Origin of the sequence: Roseinatronobacter sp. NSM (assembly GCF_052379845.1) — a bacterium.
In the GTDB taxonomy this organism is placed as follows: Bacteria; Pseudomonadota; Alphaproteobacteria; order Rhodobacterales; family Rhodobacteraceae; genus Roseinatronobacter.
The window spans coordinates 1-17,250 of sequence record NZ_JBQTCF010000023.1 but is presented as its reverse complement, the minus strand read 5'-3'; the positions used below and the strand labels follow the sequence as shown (position 1 = coordinate 17,250).

Annotated in this window: 16 protein-coding genes; 15 read left to right on the top strand and 1 reads right to left on the bottom strand. The window is 59.3% G+C overall.

Annotated elements, in window-relative coordinates; translation table 11 throughout:
* The first annotated feature begins 1 nt into the window (after position 1).
* The 15 genes from ACTZWY_RS13030 (at position 2) to ACTZWY_RS12960 (ending at position 16,695) form a co-directional block, all read left to right on the top strand.
* The gene (locus tag ACTZWY_RS13030; RefSeq protein WP_444791150.1) at positions 2–868 is read left to right on the top strand and encodes a type IV secretion system protein; all 867 of its coding nucleotides are present in this window, start codon (positions 2–4) and stop codon (positions 866–868) included.
* Positions 865–1,542 carry a virB8 family protein gene (locus ACTZWY_RS13025; protein WP_444791149.1) on the top strand — a complete coding sequence of 226 codons (678 nt, stop codon included), beginning with the start codon at positions 865–867 and terminating at the stop codon, positions 1,540–1,542. The genes ACTZWY_RS13030 and ACTZWY_RS13025 overlap by 4 nt, the downstream gene beginning before the upstream one ends.
* Before the next feature lie 10 nt (positions 1,543–1,552).
* Complete coding sequence (locus ACTZWY_RS13020) at positions 1,553–2,290, top strand: TrbG/VirB9 family P-type conjugative transfer protein (RefSeq protein ID WP_444791148.1); 738 nt, start codon at positions 1,553–1,555, stop codon at positions 2,288–2,290.
* Complete coding sequence (locus ACTZWY_RS13015; RefSeq protein ID WP_444791147.1) at positions 2,287–3,636, top strand: TrbI/VirB10 family protein; 1,350 nt, start codon at positions 2,287–2,289, stop codon at positions 3,634–3,636. The genes ACTZWY_RS13020 and ACTZWY_RS13015 overlap by 4 nt, the downstream gene beginning before the upstream one ends.
* Positions 3,636–4,661 (top strand): ATPase, T2SS/T4P/T4SS family, encoded by a 1,026-nt coding sequence (locus tag ACTZWY_RS13010; protein ID WP_444791146.1) that lies wholly within the window; start codon positions 3,636–3,638, stop codon positions 4,659–4,661. The genes ACTZWY_RS13015 and ACTZWY_RS13010 overlap by 1 nt, the downstream gene beginning before the upstream one ends.
* Entirely contained in the window at positions 4,658–5,134 is a 477-nt protein-coding gene (locus tag ACTZWY_RS13005) for a hypothetical protein (RefSeq protein WP_444791145.1), read from the top strand. The genes ACTZWY_RS13010 and ACTZWY_RS13005 overlap by 4 nt, the downstream gene beginning before the upstream one ends.
* A gap of 2 nt (positions 5,135–5,136) precedes the next feature.
* The gene (locus ACTZWY_RS13000) at positions 5,137–6,150 is read left to right on the top strand and encodes a type IV secretion system protein (RefSeq protein ID WP_444791144.1); all 1,014 of its coding nucleotides are present in this window, start codon (positions 5,137–5,139) and stop codon (positions 6,148–6,150) included.
* A 355-nt stretch (positions 6,151–6,505) separates the two neighbouring features.
* Positions 6,506–9,268, top strand: a complete 2,763-nt coding sequence (locus ACTZWY_RS12995) for a class I SAM-dependent DNA methyltransferase (protein WP_444791143.1) — start codon at positions 6,506–6,508, stop codon at positions 9,266–9,268.
* Positions 9,268–10,053 carry a hypothetical protein gene (locus ACTZWY_RS12990; protein ID WP_444791142.1) on the top strand — a complete coding sequence of 262 codons (786 nt, stop codon included), beginning with the start codon at positions 9,268–9,270 and terminating at the stop codon, positions 10,051–10,053. The genes ACTZWY_RS12995 and ACTZWY_RS12990 overlap by 1 nt, the downstream gene beginning before the upstream one ends.
* Positions 10,050–10,211 carry a hypothetical protein gene (locus ACTZWY_RS12985; protein ID WP_444791141.1) on the top strand — a complete coding sequence of 54 codons (162 nt, stop codon included), beginning with the start codon at positions 10,050–10,052 and terminating at the stop codon, positions 10,209–10,211. Before ACTZWY_RS12990 ends, ACTZWY_RS12985 begins: the two co-directional genes overlap by 4 nt.
* Complete coding sequence (locus ACTZWY_RS12980) at positions 10,208–11,680, top strand: ATP-binding protein (RefSeq protein ID WP_444791140.1); 1,473 nt, start codon at positions 10,208–10,210, stop codon at positions 11,678–11,680. Before ACTZWY_RS12985 ends, ACTZWY_RS12980 begins: the two co-directional genes overlap by 4 nt.
* A gap of 175 nt (positions 11,681–11,855) precedes the next feature.
* Positions 11,856–13,904, top strand: coding sequence for a DEAD/DEAH box helicase (locus ACTZWY_RS12975; protein ID WP_444791139.1), 2,049 nt, complete (start codon positions 11,856–11,858; stop codon positions 13,902–13,904).
* Positions 13,897–15,096 (top strand): GIY-YIG nuclease family protein, encoded by a 1,200-nt coding sequence (locus ACTZWY_RS12970; protein ID WP_444791138.1) that lies wholly within the window; start codon positions 13,897–13,899, stop codon positions 15,094–15,096. The genes ACTZWY_RS12975 and ACTZWY_RS12970 overlap by 8 nt, the downstream gene beginning before the upstream one ends.
* Complete coding sequence (locus tag ACTZWY_RS12965; RefSeq protein WP_444791137.1) at positions 15,097–16,116, top strand: DUF4236 domain-containing protein; 1,020 nt, start codon at positions 15,097–15,099, stop codon at positions 16,114–16,116.
* A gap of 90 nt (positions 16,117–16,206) precedes the next feature.
* Positions 16,207–16,695 carry a DUF7713 domain-containing protein gene (locus ACTZWY_RS12960; protein WP_444791136.1) on the top strand — a complete coding sequence of 163 codons (489 nt, stop codon included), beginning with the start codon at positions 16,207–16,209 and terminating at the stop codon, positions 16,693–16,695.
* A 193-nt stretch (positions 16,696–16,888) separates the two neighbouring features.
* Here the strand turns inward: ACTZWY_RS12960 and ACTZWY_RS12955 are convergent, their stop codons facing one another.
* On the bottom strand, positions 16,889–17,113 hold the full coding sequence (locus ACTZWY_RS12955; RefSeq protein ID WP_444791135.1) for a hypothetical protein: 225 nt from the start codon (positions 17,111–17,113) through the stop codon (positions 16,889–16,891).
* Positions 17,114–17,250: the final 137 nt, after the last annotated feature.

The window sequence follows — 17,250 nt, the reverse complement described above, 5'->3', positions numbered from 1 at the left end:
GATGCGCCCTGCGTATATGTCATCCCTGATCGCAGCCCGTCCGAAATCCGGAGTGAGTGCACGCGTGCGAACCAGCCGTTTTGCTTTGGCAGCGGCACTGGGTCTTGCCCTTGCACCCCTCACAGCCCTCGCGCCCACAGCTGTTCTCGCCCAAGGCGTGCCGACATTCGATGCCCAAAGCCTGACCAACCAGGTCCAGCAACTCAAGCATATGCTCGATGATCTCGGCATTCAGACCGACCAGCTCGACGCGCTTTTGGAACAGGTCAATCTGCTCGGCGACCAGCTTACCCAGATGCAGGACATCTACGGCATTCTGACCAGCCAGAACCCGATGTCGCTCCTGAGGGGCGGCGATCTCGATTGCCTGTTGCAGCAGAATTTTGAAAGCCTCACCGGCGTGGTCAGCAGCCTCTCGCAAGGCGATCTGATGAGCGCGCTTTCGGGCGGCTGCGGGGATATGGCAGCCTCGGTCGAGCGTGTGCTGACCAACACGGGTCTGTCGCCCGCCATCGTCCAGCAGCTCTCGCAATCCGACGTCACGGGCGAGCGCCGGCTGGGCCAGCAAGCCTCTGCGGCGGTCGTTTCCAGTGCGGCTGCGCAAAGCGCGCATGAGCGCTCGAACACAAGCGTGCGGCGTATCGAGATCATGGTGGGCGAGATCGGCAATACCCAAGGGATCAAGGAATCCGTCGATCACAACACGCTGGTCACGGCTGAGATTGGCATCATTCTGCTGCAGATGCTGGAGCTGCAGGCCGCACAAACCATGGCCGATGGCGTGGCGGGTGTCTCAACCGCCGCCCAGCAGGCCGAAGAACAGGCGTTTTCCGATCTGACCATGCCGCCCTTGCGGGTGCAGCCATGAGGGGGTTTGCGCGCCGCGCGCCCGCAATCCCCGATATCGGCGAGACCGTCACCGAAGAGCTGATCTTTGGCGCACTGCGCCGCGAGCGGCTCTGGCAGATCATTGCGCTCAGCGCCACAGGCTTTGGCGCCGTGATGGGGCTTGGCATGATGGTCGTTGCCTTCAAGCATGAGATGCCCACGCCCCAACTGGTACCCTTTGACACGGCAACCGGGGCCGCCGTGCCCTGGGCGGAGGTGCGCGCGATTTCGTTGCATGAAGAGCGCGCGGTCACGGATTCCATGATTTTTTCTTACGTGCGCGACCGCGAGACTTTTAATCAGCTCGACAATGATCTGCGCGTGCGCTCGGTCATGCAGCGTTCCAGCGGCGATGCGGCGGCCAGCATGCGCAGCCTCTGGAGCAGTGCCAACCCGAACTATCCGCCCAACCGCTATGGCTCTGCCCGCATGGATGTCGAGATCATCTCGATTGCCCCCCTCTCGGGCAACCGCGCCCAGATCCGGCTCAGGAAACGCCTGCGCTCAAACGAGGGCGACCAGATCGGGAATTTCACCGTCACGCTGGCCTATGAGTTCGAGCCTGCGGAACTGCGCGAGATCGCCGATGTCTGGGCCAACCCCTTCGGCTTCAAGGTCCGCGAATACGCCATCACCTCTGACCGGTTCGAGTGAGGATTTTGCTATGAGATTTGCACCCCGGAAACTGGGCGCCCCGATGCGCGCGCCAACAAAACTCGCGGCCGGCACATTCCTTGGCCTTTTGGTCCTCATGGGACCACTGGCCGCCGAAATCACCCCGCGTGCTGGCCCGCATGATGCCCGTGTGCGCGATGCGATCTATGTCGATGGGCAGGTCTATAACCTTGTTCTTATGCTCGAGCGCGTCACCACAGTGGAGCTGCCGCGCGGCGAAGAGATCGTCTCGGTCGTGGCCGGTGACACACAAAGCTTCGATTTCGACGCGGTCCCCGGGGGACGCGCCTTTGTCATCAAGCCCAAACGCTCAGGCGCGCGCACCAACATCACCGTCTTCACCAACCGGCGGACCTATTATTTCGTGGTCCAGGAATCCCGGAACACGGCCTTTTATTCCGTGCGCTTCACAGTGCCTGCGGATCAGACCCGCGAGCGCGGGGCGCGCGTGCCCGAGCAACGCGTGATCAACACCCGCTATGGCGGCAATGCCATGACCGCGATCACGCCCGAAGAGGTCTGGGACGATGGCACCTTCACCTATTTCCGCTTTGCGACCGCACGCGAGATGCCCACGATTTTCGCAATCTCGGACGGGATGGAGCGCATCGCCAACGGCCAGGTCCAGCGCGATGGCACGGTCCGCGTGAGCGGCACCAGCCCCTATTGGGTCTTGCGGCTGGGCCAGATCGAGACCGCCATCGCCAATCTGGGAGCGCGGCAATGAGCGATCCCTCCGACCTCTCCTCCCGCCTCAAGGCGCTCGAAGATGATTTTGCAGCGCCCAAGGCGGCAAAACCCAATTCGCCTTTGCTTGTTCTGGGGATAGTTGGTGCCGCCGCCGTCGTCGGTGCTGGCGTCTACTTCGCCCTGAGCGGTCCCGAGACCACCCCGCGCATGGCCACCCAGAGTGCGCAGGATTTCCAGATCGGCGGTTCGGCCTTTGGCGATATGGACATGGCGCGCCGTGACCCGCCACCCGCGCCTGCACCAGCCGCTGCGCCAGAGCCCGAGACCCCAAGCGAGATGACCGCGCTTCTGGAGCAACTTGCGACCATGCAGGCGGAACTGGCCGCCCTGCGCGACGCACCCGCGCCAGCAGATGACGGGCGCGCCAGTGAGCTGTCCGATCTGCAGCGCCAGATCCACGACATGCAGGCCGCTGCTGATCAGGCCGGGCGCGAGGCGCAAGAGGCCGCGCGCAGGCTCGACCGCGAGCTCTTGGAACGCAACCGGGAAATCACCCGGCTGGAAAGCGAGTTGCAGATGGCACGGCTCTCGCAACCGCCCGCCCAGATCGCAGGCGATACCCGCGATCTGGAGCGCGAAGAGCTGGAGCGTCGCCGCGCGGCCGCCGAGGAAGCCCGCCTTGCGCGCCTCAACTCGCCGATGCTCGCCATTGGCGGGCGCGGGGGATCAGGCGGAGCGGAGAGCGCGCAAGACGCAAGCCGTCTTGATGACAATGAAGAGTTCGTGCGCAGCGTCGGGCGTCCTGCCCCCGTCGAGCGCGCCAGCGTCATCGTCAATCCGGCCAATACCGTGACCCAAGGCAGCGTGATCCAGGCCTCGCTGGAGACCGCGATAGATTCCAGCCTGCCGGGACCCATTCGCGCAGTGGTGACGCAGGATGTGCATTCCTATGACGGCACGCGCATCCTGATTCCGCGCGGCAGCCGCTTGATCGGGCGCTATTCGGCCAATGTCAGCATCGGGCAATACCGCGCCATGGTCGCCTGGGAGCGCATCATCCTGCCTGACAATCAAACTGTCACAATCTCGGCCTATGGCGGCGATGCGATCGGCCGCTCTGGCGTCTCGGGCCGCGTCAACCGGCGCTTTGGTGAGCGTTTTGGCGCGGCCGCGCTGATCTCGCTTCTCTCCTCGGGTCCGGCGCTGGCTGCACGCGAGATGGAGAGTGACATGGCCCGCGATGGGGCCACCCGCGTCTCGGGCGATCTGCGCGATGCGACTGGCTCTGTGGTCAGCGAGTATCTCAGCCTGCCACCCATCATCACCATAGATCAGGGCGCGCGCGTCACAGTGATGGTCGACCGCGATCTGGAGATATTCTGATGGACGGGCTGATGGGGGCCCAGGCGGGCCACGGGCATAACAGTTATTTCGCGCAGGAAATGGAACGGCTGGGGTCCATCGTGAAGGACCCGAGCCTCGTGGAGTTGTGCGTAAACCCCGATGGCCGCGTCTGGGTCGAGTTGCAAGGCGACAGCGCCATGCGCCTGAGCGCGCAAACCCTGACACAGACTGAGATGGGGGATCTGGCGAGCAATATCGCCTCCACCGGCAACAGCACGCTGGGGCGCAGCCGCCCCGTTATTTCGGGCTCCGTCCTCTATGAGGGGCGCGCGGTGCGCTATCAGGTCGTGGCCCCGCCCGTCGTCGATCACGGCCATTCGATCTCGATGCGGTTTTTCTCCAGCATTCCGCTCGAGGCAATTGCGCTGAAATTCCTCCATGGCAAGGAAATCTCACTCGGCGCGCAGCGCGCGGCTTTGGGGCGGGAGCTAAAGACGCTGGTCGCGACAGGCGATCTCGATGCGGCCGCGCGCTTTTGCATTGCCCATAAGCTGAACCTCATCGTCGCGGGCGGCACCTCGACGGGCAAGACCGTGCTTGCGCGCAAGCTGATTTCCTTTGTGCCCGCGCATGAGCGGATCATCACCATCGAGGAAGCCGCAGAACTTTTGCCCACCCAGCCCAACACTGTCACCCTCCTCTCCGAACGAGAAAACCCCCTGCGCTCAACCGATGCGCTGCTCACATCCGCGCTGCGCATGCGCCCGGATCGGCTGATCGTGGGCGAGGTGCGCGGGGCCGAGGCCATGACGTTTCTGGAAGCCATCAACACCGGCCATGGCGGCTCGATTACCACGCTGCATGCCGAAACCCCGCAGCTTGCCATCTCGCGCCTCGCCATCGCCGCGCTCAAATCCAACCTGCCGCTCACCTATGACAATATGTGCGCCTATATCGCCAATTCGATCGATGTGATCGTGCAGGCCGGCCGGTCCAGCGGCGCGCGCGGCATCACCCAATTCTATTTCCCCGCCCTTCCCGATGAACAGGACCCCCGGATATGAAACACGCCCTCCTCGGCCTTGCGCTGACCTTTGCCATGCCCGCCCTCGCGCAGACCGTGCCGGATCTTCGTGATCTCGACCCGAATAAACTGCCGCCCGCGCCTGCGGACAGCGCGGCACAAGACTTGACCCTGCCAGAGTTCTACACCTCTGCCGAGCCCGACCGCGAGGTCAATGGCTGCATCGTCCCCGGTCGGCCCGACTGGCTGGTCGAGATGAACCCCGCGACGACGAATGAGCGAGCCCTCGTCAACGCCATGTATCAGCACCGTTGGTCCACGGCGGTGGTGACTGAGGAAGATTGCGCCTGCGCGCTGCGTTATCCCGATTGGGACGATGTCATCGCGGATTTTGAAGCGCGATATGCGGGGCTGGGCCGACAAGAATTGTTTGAAGCCGTGCGACCCTATCATGCAGAGCATCATCAACAGGTGTCAAAAGCGCGTGCTATCTGCCGCGAACACAACCGCTGAGCATGGGTATCGTCTCCTGGATCGTCGGTTCTGTTGAGGGTTATCTCGCCACTGCAGGTGAGACGGCCTTCGGGGCCTTGCTTGGCTCTGTCGGCACGATTGGCATGGCGATGGCAACCCTGGCCGTCGTGTTCGTCGCACTCAATGCAATGCTGCAGGTCAAATCCATCGATCTGCGGACAGCTGTCATGCTGGGGGTCAAGCTGGCACTTGTCGGAATTTTTGCCCGCAACTGGGCAGAGTTCAATTCGGTAACCAACGCAATTGTTGGTGGCTCGGAACACCTTGCAGGTGTGATTGTCGGGGCAGCGGGTGGTGCTGGTGACGGGAGCGCAAGCAACTTTGCAGAGCAGTTTGACCGTATCATCGCAAATCTGATCGACACAGCAAACAATATCGGCAGCGCGATGAACTGGGTCGGCGGGGCGTTTTTTGCGACAATCGCCTTCATCATCCTTGCCGCCATGGGCGCTGCCGCCGGTCTGATGATCGTCTTCGCCAAGCTGATGATCACCTTCTATGTCAGCATCGCGCCGATCATGATCACGATGTCGCTCCTGAATGCCACCAAGGACTATTTCCAGAACTGGCTGACCGGGATCATCAGCTATGCCTTCTATCCCATCGTGATCGCCGCCGTCTTCTCGGTCATCATCTCGATGAGCGACCAGATGGCCACCAATGTGAACTCCGGCGATCTCGCGACCCTCGGTCAGGCCATCCCCTTCTTTGCCATGATCATCATGGCATTCTTCGCGATATTCCTGATCCCCGTGATCATGCGCCAGATCACCGGCAATATTCAGCTGACCTCTGCGATGAGCGGGCCGATGGCCGCCCTCGGCACCCTCTCCGCCGCCCGCATGGCTGGACTTATGGGTCGGCCCGGGCCAGTACAGCCCGGGGGCCCCGGCGCGGGTGGGGCAACGCGGGGGCCGGCGCCTGCAAGCAGTGGCAGTGCCGCGGCTGGGGCCAATGCGCGCATGGCGCGATCAGCGCGGTTGGCAGGGAGATGAGTATGGAATTGACGCCGGTGAGCTTTGGGATGATCGCGCTCGGGAGTGTCCTATGTGCTTAATCGTTTGAACTCTAATTCAGATCAAAAGACTTAAATACTGCACGCATGCCCTTTGTCGATATGTTTACAAGCCAAGATTATGCTACACAAATGTGTATCCGTTGGCTACACTGAGCGACAATGAAGGACGCTGGCCTGCGCATACGCATTGACCGAGACCTGCGAGAGCAGTTTCTCAAGGCATGCCAAGCGGAAGATAAGCCTGCCGCGCAAGTGCTACGAGAGTTCATGCGCGCTTATGTGGCCGCGCGCCGCCCCGATGGCCCAAGAAAAAAACACAACGGGGTAGAACCTTGAACGCAGTCGAAATCGAACAAGCCGTTTCCGAACTTGCCGAGCAGCCTTTTGACGCCGCCGAGTTTCCCTATGCCTTCCTGATCGCCTTCGGCAATAAGGACACCACGATCAAGCGTCTGCGCAGCGGCGCGTCGAACAAATCCGACATCGGCGGTATTCTGCAGACCAACAACATTCACCTCAAAACCTGCGCGCAGGGCGACGTCGCGGCAACCCTCAGCGCACTGCGCAACAGCCCTACCACCACACGCACCAAGGCGAAGTTCATCCTGGCAACCGACGGCATCGATCTCGAGGCCGAGGACATCACCACCGGCGAAACCATCGCCTGCCGCTACACCGATTTCCCCGACCATTTCGGGTTCTTCCTGCCGCTCGCGGGTATCTCCACCGTCAAACAGATCCGCGAAAGCGCGTTCGACATCCGCGCGACCAGCCGTCTCAACCGGCTCTATGTCGAGCTGATCAAGGACAACCCCGACTGGGGCAGCGCGGAAAAACGCCATGACATGAACCACTTCATGGCAAGGCTGATCTTCTGCTTCTTTGCCGAAGACACCGACATCTTCGTCAGCGACAACCTGTTCACCGCCACCATCGACCAGATGGCCAACCGCGACGGGTCGAACACGCACGAAGTCATTGGCGAAATCTTCGGGGCCATGAACACGGCCATCCCGAAACGGGCAGAGGCCAGGCTGCCCCGCTGGGCCGATGCCTTTCCCTATGTCAACGGCGGCCTATTCTCGGGCAGTACCGAGGTGCCGCGCTTTTCCAAGATCGCGCAGCGCTACCTGTCCCATATCGGCAGCCTCGACTGGACGCAGATCAATCCAGACATCTTCGGCTCGATGATCCAGGCCGTCGCGGATGAAGAGGAACGCTCGGTCCTCGGCATGCACTACACTTCGGTGCCGAACATCCTGAAGGTGCTGAACCCGCTCTTCCTCGATGACCTGCGCGGAGAGCTGGAGGCGGCGGGCGATAACGCGCGCAAGCTGGCCAATCTGCGCGCGCGCATGGCCAAGATCCGCGTCTTCGATCCCGCCTGCGGGTCGGGCAACTTCCTTGTCATCGCCTACAAGGAAATGCGCGCGCTGGAATATGAGATCAACAAGCGCCGGGGCGAACCACAACGCCGCACCGAGATTCCCCTGACCAACTATCGCGGGATCGAGCTGCGGGATTTCTCGGCCGAGATCGCGCGGCTGGCGCTGATCATCGCGGAATACCAGTGCGACGTGACCTATCGCGGCCAGAAAGAGGCCCTGGCCGAGTTCCTGCCGCTGGACGCGCAGAACTGGATCACCTGCGGCAACGCATTGCGGCTGGACTGGCTGTCCATCTGCCCGCCCACGGGCACGGGAGTGAAGTTTCAGGCCGATGACCTGTTTATGTCGCCGCTGGATCAGGCGCAGATCGATTTCGCGAATGAGGGGGGTGAGACCTATATCTGCGGGAACCCGCCTTATCTGGGATCAACGTGGCAAAGCACGGAACAGAAAGAGGATTTGCAGCGCATTTTCGACGGGCGCACGAAAAGCTGGAAGTCGCTCGACTATGTCGCGGGCTGGTTCATGAAGGCAGCCGATTATGGGCTGCACACGCCCACCGTGTCGGCCTTCGTGTCCACCAACTCTATCTGTCAGGGGCAGCAGGTGCCGATCCTCTGGCCGCTGATCTTCAAGACAGGGCACGAGATTGCCTTTGCCCATACCAGTTTCAAATGGGCGAACCTTGCCAGCCATAACGCGGGCGTGACCGTGGCGATTGTAGCCATTTCAAACCATGCGGGGCCTAACCGTAAGCTGTTCTCATTGGGTGATGATGGTGGCTCAGTTCTGAAAGAAGCGGACAACGTCAACGCCTATCTCGTGGCTGCGCCGAATGTGATCGTAGACAAAGCCAGCAGGCCGTTGAACGGTACCGCCAATATGAGCTTTGGGAACAAGCCTGTTGACGGCGGTCATTTGCTATTGAGCGCTGACGAAGTGCAGGCACTTGGTTTGAACGCTGAACAGCATGATAAATTCATCCGCCGGATTTATGGTTCTGCGGAGTTCATCCGTGGTCTGGAGCGTTATTGCTTGTGGATTGAGAACGATCATCTGCAAGAAGCGATGAACATCGACACAATTCGCCGACGCATAGAAGGCGTGCGCGAGATGCGACTGAACAGCCGCGACAAAAGCGCGAATGAGATGGCAAGTCGCGCCCATCAGATGCGCGAAATGCGCATCGGAAATTATTGGACGCTTACTGTTCCTCGAACATCTTCAGAAAACCGCCCATACTTGCCGAACGGCATCATTGATGCGCGGTCAACAGTGACCAGTGAAACATTCGCGCTTTACGACGCCCCGCTCTGGAACATGGCGCTGATCGCCTCGCGCCTGCATCTGGTCTGGATCGCCACGGTCTGCGGCAAGATGAAAACCGATTTCCGCTATTCCAACACCATGGGCTGGAACACATTCCCCGTCCCCAAACTGACCGAAAAGAACCGCGCCGACCTGACAGCGGCGGCCGAAGGCATCCTTCTGGCCCGCGAGGCGCATTTCCCCGCCACCATCGCCGACCTCTACGACCCCGAAAAAATGCCTGCCAACCTACGCGCCGCGCATGACCACAACGACGAGGTGCTGGAACGCATCTACATCGGCCGCCGCTTCCGCAACGACACCGAACGGCTGGAAAAACTGTTCGAGATGTACACGAAGATGACGACGAAGGTGTCCACCAATAAGGAGGCGTACTGATGGAACTACCTGAGTGGATTGTTCAATTTCTCGCCGCAGGTGGCGGTGGAGCAGTTGTTGCCTTTGCTCTATTCAAGTTTTTTGGGGAGAACTGGATCAGATTCCTTATAAATAAAGATCTTGAGAAAACCAAAGCATCTCTCAATGCTGAATACTCTTCGTTGAAGAGCTCAGTTGAGTATATTTCGCACAGTCAGTCTGAGTTGAGGTCAAAGACGATTTCGTCGATTGAAAAAATGTGGGATGCAATACTCGAGATGAAATCTGAATTTTCAGAAATCATTCTATTCTACTCAATAATTACTGATCAAGAAATGAAAGATGCAATAGAAGGCGGAAACAGAGGAAATAAATTTCTTGATCCGATTAAGGCATATTCTGAAGAGGGCGTGACGTCCTCGAAGTTTGATCGTATAAATGTACTAAGAGATTACAAATATGCACTATATTCGGGGGATAAGCTGTACCAAATTTTTTCGGTAGTTGGCGGGGTATATGCGCGACTCGTTTATATTAATAACAAATCACTCAATGACCACCGCTATCGTGACTGGCGCACAGATCACATAATATCCCTTGTTGAGGGGGTGATTTCCCCAGAACATATAGAATTGGCGAAATCTAGAAAAGTGGGAGCGATCCCGCTTCTACTCTCTTTATTGGATGCAGAGTTTCTAAAGGAGGCTCGCCGCGTAATGTCGGGGTCTGAAGTTCTAGCGAACTCACTATCTGATGTGCAGGCTGTTTTGTCGAAAGAAAATGAGAAAGTCAGAGGGAAAATATGACCAAAAGCATTACCGATCCAGTCCCCTCCGTCTCCGTCAAATACGCCGCCAATGGCAGCTCGACCAGGGCGAACGAGCTGGGCATGCGGGCGATGCAGGAACGCGCGTACGCGAAGCGCCAGTCGGGTGTGATGGGTCAGAAAGTGAACATACGATGACCCTTGACCCTGTCATGAGCGCGGAACGCACCCGCAAACTGGTGGACGATCTGCGCGCCAAACCAGCGGAAACCACCTGGATCGAGTTCAAGGAAAACAATGCCGACGGACCATTGATCGGCAAGTTGATCTCGGCCTTGTCCAACGCTGCACGGCTCGCCGATCAGCATTTCGCCTATGTGGTCTGGGGGGTGCGAGACGGCGATCATGCGGCTGTCGGCACGATTTTTGAGCCGACAGTAAAGAAGGAAAAGGGGCAGCCGCTGGAATTGTGGATTGCGAACCACCTGTCGCCGAGCATCGAGTTTCGTTTCGAAGAGGTCGATCACGATGGGGGGCGCCTGATCCTGCTGACCATCCCTGCCGCCGCGACTGCCCCGGTAGAGTTCGACCGCACAGCCTATTTGCGCATCGGCAGCGCCACGCCGCGCCTGTCCGACCATCCCGAACGGCTGCGCGCCCTCTGGGCCAAGCTGCAACCCTATGCCTGGGAGACAGGGGTGGCGGCGCAGTTTCTGACTGGCGACGACGTTCTGGCGTGTTTGAACTATGCCAACTACTTCGATCTTACCGCACAGCCTTTGCCAGATAACCGGAAAGGAATCTTCGATAAGTTGTTCGCGGACCGCCTGATTCAGAAGGATGTCGGCGACCGGTGGAACATCACCAATCTAGGCGCGATCCTGTTTGCAAAAAAGCTTGCGGACTTCGGTCCATCAGTAGAACGCAAAGGCGTCCGGTTCGTAGCTTATGCTGGCACCGGACGAGCTGATGCTGTGAACCACCGCCAAGATGGCCAGCGCGGCTATGCAGCGGGATTTCAAGGGCTGGTGGATTACATCGACGGCCTTCTGCCTCGCAACGAACTGATCGGAAAAGCATTCCGCGAGGAGCGACCACTTTACCCGTCGATAGCGATCCGCGAGTTGATTGCTAATGCGCTGATACATCAGGACATGACAATTACCGGCGCCGGGCCACTAATCGAGTTATTCAGTGACAGAATGGAGATCACGAATCCAGGCGCCCCCCTTGTCAGTCCAGATCGGTTTTTGGACTCGCCCCCGCGTTCCCGAAATGAAGCCCTTGCGTCGTTGATGCGGCGGATGAAGCTTTGCGAAGAACAAGGCACCGGCATCGACAAGGTGATCTCGGCAGTTGAGCTACACCAGTTGCCACCACCGGATTTCCGCATGGAGGGAGACGCCGTGCGCGTGGTTCTGTTTGCACCACGCCGATTTGCGGACATGACACCGGAAGAAGCCATGCGAGCGTGTTACCAACATGCCGCGCTCAAATACGTAGGCGGTCAGAAGATGACGAACGCGACACTTCGGGAGCGGCTTGGCATCGACGACCAGAACGCTGCACAGGCGTCACGGGTTATTCGCGCAACGCTGGATTCTGGTCTGATCCGTCCTGCGGATGCTGAACGCCCTCGTGCTGGCTATGTTCCGTCGTGGGCGTGATAGGGACAACATTTGATCGGGTTTTGATTGTGCGTATGTGGGCTGGAGGGCATAAATTGGAAAATGCATATAAATCATACTGTTGCGACAGACAGGTTGTGGTATCGCTACTTGATCGGGTTTTGATTTCCTGCCCCAAAGCGAAGGATTCCGCACTCAAAAGAAAGAACGCAATATGACCAAAGGTGTTCCCTCCGTCTCCGTCAAATACGCCGCCAATGGCAGCTCGACCAAGTCGAACGAGTTGGGCATGCGGGCGATGCAGGAGCGCGCTTATGAGAAGCGCGGCGAGCAATACCTGCTGATCAAGTCGCCCCCGGCCTCGGGTAAGAGCCGTGCGCTTATGTTCATCGCGCTCGACAAGCTGCACAATCAGGGCCTGCGTCAGGCCATCGTCGTGGTGCCGGAGAAATCCATCGGGTCCAGCTTCAACGACGAGCCGCTGAGCAAATTTGGTTTCTGGGCAGATTGGGAGGTGAAGCCGCAATGGAACCTGTGCAACGCGCCGGGCGGGGATGATGGCAAGGTCGGCGCTGTTGGCAAGTTCCTGGGGAGCGACGACAAGGTCCTGGTCTGCACCCACGCGACTTTCCGCTTTGCCGTCGACAAGTTCGGGATCGAGGCCTTTGACGACCGGCTGATCGCGGTGGACGAATTCCACCACGTCTCGGCCAACCCCGACAACAAGCTGGGAACGCATCTGGGCGCGCTGGTTGCACGCGACAAGGTGCATCTGGTGGCGATGACCGGATCCTATTTCCGCGGCGATGCCGAAGCCGTTCTGTCGCCCGAGGACGAGGCGCGGTTCGACACGGTCACCTACACCTATTACGAGCAGCTGAACGGCTACAGATACCTCAAGTCGCTCGATATCGGCTATTTCTTCTATTCCGGGTCCTATGCGGATGACATCCTCAAGGTGCTGGACCCGACCGAGAAGACGATCCTGCACATCCCGAACGTCAACTCGCGCGAGAGCACGAAGGACAAGCACCGCGAGGTCGAGCACATCATTGATGCTCTCGGCGACTGGCAGGGCACCGACCCCGCCACCGGGTTTCAGCTGGTCAAGACGCCCGAGGGGCGTGTGCTGCGCATCGCCGATCTGGTGGATGATGAACCGGCCAAGCGCGACAAGGTTTCCGCCGCGCTGAAGGACCCCGCGCAGAAGAACAACCGCGATCATGTCGACATCATCATCGCTCTGGGCATGGCGAAGGAAGGGTTCGACTGGATCTGGTGCGAACACGCCCTGACGGTCGGCTACCGCGCCAGCCTGACCGAGATCGTGCAGATCATCGGCCGCGCCACCCGCGATGCCGAGGGCAAGACGCGCGCGCGCTTCACCAACCTGATCGCCGAGCCTGACGCCGCAGCTGAAGCAGTGACCGAGGCTGTGAACGATACGCTGAAAGCGATCGCAGCGAGCCTGCTGATGGAACAGGTGCTGGCCCCGCGTTTCAACTTTACACCCAAGACTGTGAAAAGCGGCCCTGTCGAAGGGTTCGATTACGGCGAGGGCGGCTATGATCCGGGCAAGGAGAACGTCGGCTTCAACGAGGCCAGCGGGCAGTTCCAGATCGAGATCAAGGGGCTGGTCGAACCCAAGAGCAAAGAGGCCAAGCGCATCTGCCAGGAAGATCTGAACGAGGTGATCACGGCTTTTGTTCAGGACAAGACCACGATCGAGCGGGGACTGTTTGATGAAGAACTGGTCCCTGAAGAGCTGACGCAGGTGCGCATGGGAAAGATCGTCGCCGCGCGGTTTCCCGAACTGGATACCGAGGATCAGGAGGCGGTGCGCCAACATGCCGTGGCTGCGCTGAACCTGACCCAGAAGGCCAAGGAAATCGCGCTGACAGGCGGTGAGGATGGCGAAGTATCGGCCAACACAGCGCTGATCGACGGGGTGCGCAAATTCGCCATGGATGTGCGCGAGCTGGATATCGATCTGATCGACCGGATCAACCCATTCGGGGAAGCCTATGCGATCCTCGCGAAGACGATGAGCGAGGAAAGCCTGAGGCAAGTTGCTGCGGTGATTACTGCGAAGAAAGTGCAGCTGACACCTGAGGAGGCGCGCGCGCTGGCCAAACGTGCGGCGGCATTCAAGCAGGAACGCGGGCGATTGCCGTCGATCACATCGGCGGACCCATGGGAGAAGAAAATGGCCGAAGGGGTGGCCTATCTTGTGCGCATGAAACAGGAGGCCGCCAATGGCTAACGGCTTCACGGATGAAGATGACGCATTACTGGCCGAGCTGGGCGTCGAGGTCGAGACGAAGAAGCAAGTCTCCCGCACCCCGCGCGAAGAGCGGATAATAGCAGGCTTTGAAGAAATTCAGCGTTTTGTCGATGAGCACGGCCGCCGTCCGCAGCATGGCGAGGATCGCGACATCTTCGAGCGCCTGTATGCAGTCCGCCTTGACCGGATCAGCGAGTTACAGGAATGCCGCGACCTGATTGAGCCAATGGATCATCAGGGACTGCTGACTGGAACGCCAATGACGCAAGCCAGTGATGCCGAGGAGATGGATGACGAAGCGCTTCTGGACGCGCTCGGGATCGAGGTTGAAGCGCCTGCAATCACAGAATTGAAGCATGTCCGATCGACGGCAGAAAAGAAGGCGGCTGATGAAATCGCGAGCCGCGATCGGTGTGAAGATTTCGCAACATTCAAACCCCTGTTTGAACAGGTGCAGAAAGAGCTGAATAGCCGGTTGCGTGAGACCCGACCTTTTGAACGCAAGTCTGAAATCGAAAAAGGCAAATTCTTCATTCTTGGGGGTCAGAAGGCATATATCGCTTCGGTGGGTGAAGTGTTCACGCAGGAATACGGGGATCGAGATGCGCGCCTGCGGGTGATTTTTGACAATGGTACCGAGAGCAACATGCTGATGCGATCGCTTCAGCGGGCCTTGACCAAGGACGAGACCGGACGTCGAATAACCGAGCCTGATGCCGGCCCTCTTTTCTCGGATGAAACCATTGATGGTGATGAGGCGAGTGGAACAATCTATGTGCTTCGAAGCAAGTCAGACCATCCCCTTGTTTCGGCAAATCGAGACCTCGTTCACAAGATTGGTGTTACCGGTATGAACGTAGAAAAGCGTATATCCGGAGCCGCGACGCACGCGACATATCTAATGGCCAATGTCGAGATTGTTGCGACCTATGAGCTCTACAACATCAACCGCACCCGCCTGGAAAACCTGATCCATCGCATCTTTGAACCAGCACGGCTCGATATCGAGATCATGGACCGTTTCGGGCGGCCTGTGGCCCCAACGGAATGGTTTTTGGTGCCGCTCTTCGCGATCAACGATGCTGTCGAGAAAATCAAGGACGGTACCATTGCCGGTTTCGTCTACGACCCCACTCAGGCGAAACTCGTCCAGCGATCAGGGGGGGTGTAATTGGCTTTTCGTTTCTGGCGGCGCGTTCGTCTGGCCCCCGGTGTCACACTCAACCTGTCGAAATCGAACGCGTCGCTGTCCTTCGGGCCACGTGGCGCGAAATACACGATCAGCCCGCGCGGCAATCGGGCGACAGCGGGTCTGCCGGGGACGGGGCTGTTCTACACCGTCCATGACCGTAAGCGCGCCGGGCGCGGTGGGGCGGCCCCTGCGCCATCGGTGCCGCAGCGCGATCGGCTGAAGCTGGGGTTCTTCCAGCGCCTGATGACCCCGGCGGAGGAAAAGCGCTTTATCGACGGCGTCCGCGCGCTGAATGACGGTGATCAGGATGCCGCGCTGGCTGCACTCGAAGAGGCAGGCGATCTGCCAGATGCCGCCTGGATGGCTGGGATGATCCGCCTGCGGCGAGAAGAATTGGACCTTGCCAGAGCACATTTCGAGCGCGCGTTGGCCCGTCTCGGTGATCTCGGCACGCTGTTTGCCAAATATGAGATTGCCGCACAGGCCAGCCTTCCGATCACATCCGACATCTTCGCCCATGTCTTCCCGCGTGAACGCGGCACTCGGCTGGCGCTGGTGGAAATCGCGCAGCTTGAGGGCCGCCATGCCGACGCGATGGCGCATATTGAGCGGCTGATGGAAATTGATGCGACTGATCCGGTGGTACTGCTCTCTTTCGCAGAGCTGGCGCTCGACAGCCCGGATGACCGCGCGCTGATGGACCGCGTGGTGCGTGCCACTGTGCATGTCGAAAACGAAACACCCGTCGATACAGCGATCCTGCTTTATCGCGGCCGCGCACTTGCGGCGCTGGGAATGCCCGATGCTGCGATCGACGTGTTCACACTTGCCAACCGTCGCCGGAAGGACCGGCCTGAGGGCTTGTTGCATCAGATTCGCTATGACCGGGCGGTGCTTTATGATCAGGTTGGCCGCAAGGCGCAGGCACGGCGCGAATTCGAGCGTCTATATGCCGAAGACCCTGATTTTGAGGATGTTCGTGCAAGGCTGACCTTATGAATGCGGATGTCGGAGCCACCTGCGCGAACATGGAACACGATTGCGCCAAAGTCGTGACCACATAACCTCTCATTCGATTGGAGACCCATCTTGCGCTTTCGACGTCCACCACAGTCCTCGATCGATCAGGTGCACATTTCGCGAGACGGGGAGGTTGCGATCATCGAGTTCGCAGATCCTGCCTATGGTACAGTGAATCTGACGCTGGGCCCCGAGATCAATACTCTAACGGATCACGAAATCCTTGACGTGTACAATGATATCGTTGCCGCACAAGAGGCGAGCATTGCCGACCCGGCGAATCGTCCAATTGAAATCCCGAAAGGACGGCCGCAAATTGAATGGCTGGAGGATTTTCAACAATGGTCAGCACGTGGCCACGTCCTTAAATGTGAGGTGTCAAATACCGAAGACGGCAATCTTGTCATTTTTATCGACGACAAGGAGCTGGATGCAGAGGCGTTCCTGCAATTGATCCGGCCGTTCGCAGGATGGGGGATGCGCGTCACATTCATGGACGAATCCCAAATACATGATGAGCCGGTAGTGATCGTGCGCGACCCGGATGACGACACCTGAACACTGACGATAGACGTCTTGATGTGGCCACCGTGATCCCCCCGAACAGCAATTCAGAAAAAGCCGCCCCATCCCGACAAATTGCAACGGATGACTGCGTGCGAAATATAGACTGAATGTCGTGTAGATCAGATGCCCGCTTCGCGGCCCACCGCACCGCAGACGCGTTGTGGTGGGCCGCTCAGAAGGCTTCTCACGCAGCGGCACTCCCGGCGTCACCCCCCAGAATATCGGCGATACGTTCAACTGCGGCGCAGTTCTCGGGGGTTGGCGAGATGAGCTTTGCTTTGCTCAGGATCTGACTGCTGCGCCCGCTGCGCAGTTTCAGGAGCGGCGTGGCGGTCTTGGCACGCTCAAAAATCGGTTTTGGTGCCTTGGCAGGATCGAAGCCGGAGATGTCGATGATCTGCGCCGCCATCAACAGCCCGCTCACGCGGCGTGGCCTTGGGCTGGGCGCTGTGGCGGGCGATGATGTGGCCACGCTGCCAGATGCCACCCGCTGCGGAGCAATCATGCCTTCGGTCTGCCGCTGCACGATGGCGACCACCCTAGCAT

Bases quoted from the DNA above. Each gene is read 5' to 3' on its own strand.
- ACTZWY_RS13030 (WP_444791150.1), top strand. From the start codon at position 2: ATGCGCCCTGCGTATATGTCATCCCTGATCGCAGCCCGTCCGAAATCC.
- ACTZWY_RS13025 (WP_444791149.1), top strand. From the start codon at position 865: ATGAGGGGGTTTGCGCGCCGCGCGCCCGCAATCCCCGATATCGGCGAG.
- ACTZWY_RS13020 (WP_444791148.1), top strand. From the start codon at position 1,553: ATGAGATTTGCACCCCGGAAACTGGGCGCCCCGATGCGCGCGCCAACA.
- ACTZWY_RS13015 (WP_444791147.1), top strand. From the start codon at position 2,287: ATGAGCGATCCCTCCGACCTCTCCTCCCGCCTCAAGGCGCTCGAAGAT.
- ACTZWY_RS13010 (WP_444791146.1), top strand. From the start codon at position 3,636: ATGGACGGGCTGATGGGGGCCCAGGCGGGCCACGGGCATAACAGTTAT.
- ACTZWY_RS13005 (WP_444791145.1), top strand. From the start codon at position 4,658: ATGAAACACGCCCTCCTCGGCCTTGCGCTGACCTTTGCCATGCCCGCC.
- ACTZWY_RS13000 (WP_444791144.1), top strand. From the start codon at position 5,137: ATGGGTATCGTCTCCTGGATCGTCGGTTCTGTTGAGGGTTATCTCGCC.
- ACTZWY_RS12990 (WP_444791142.1), top strand. From the start codon at position 9,268: ATGGAACTACCTGAGTGGATTGTTCAATTTCTCGCCGCAGGTGGCGGT.
- ACTZWY_RS12985 (WP_444791141.1), top strand. From the start codon at position 10,050: ATGACCAAAAGCATTACCGATCCAGTCCCCTCCGTCTCCGTCAAATAC.
- ACTZWY_RS12980 (WP_444791140.1), top strand. From the start codon at position 10,208: ATGACCCTTGACCCTGTCATGAGCGCGGAACGCACCCGCAAACTGGTG.
- ACTZWY_RS12975 (WP_444791139.1), top strand. From the start codon at position 11,856: ATGACCAAAGGTGTTCCCTCCGTCTCCGTCAAATACGCCGCCAATGGC.
- ACTZWY_RS12970 (WP_444791138.1), top strand. From the start codon at position 13,897: ATGGCTAACGGCTTCACGGATGAAGATGACGCATTACTGGCCGAGCTG.
- ACTZWY_RS12955 (WP_444791135.1), bottom strand. From the start codon at position 17,113: ATGGCGGCGCAGATCATCGACATCTCCGGCTTCGATCCTGCCAAGGCA.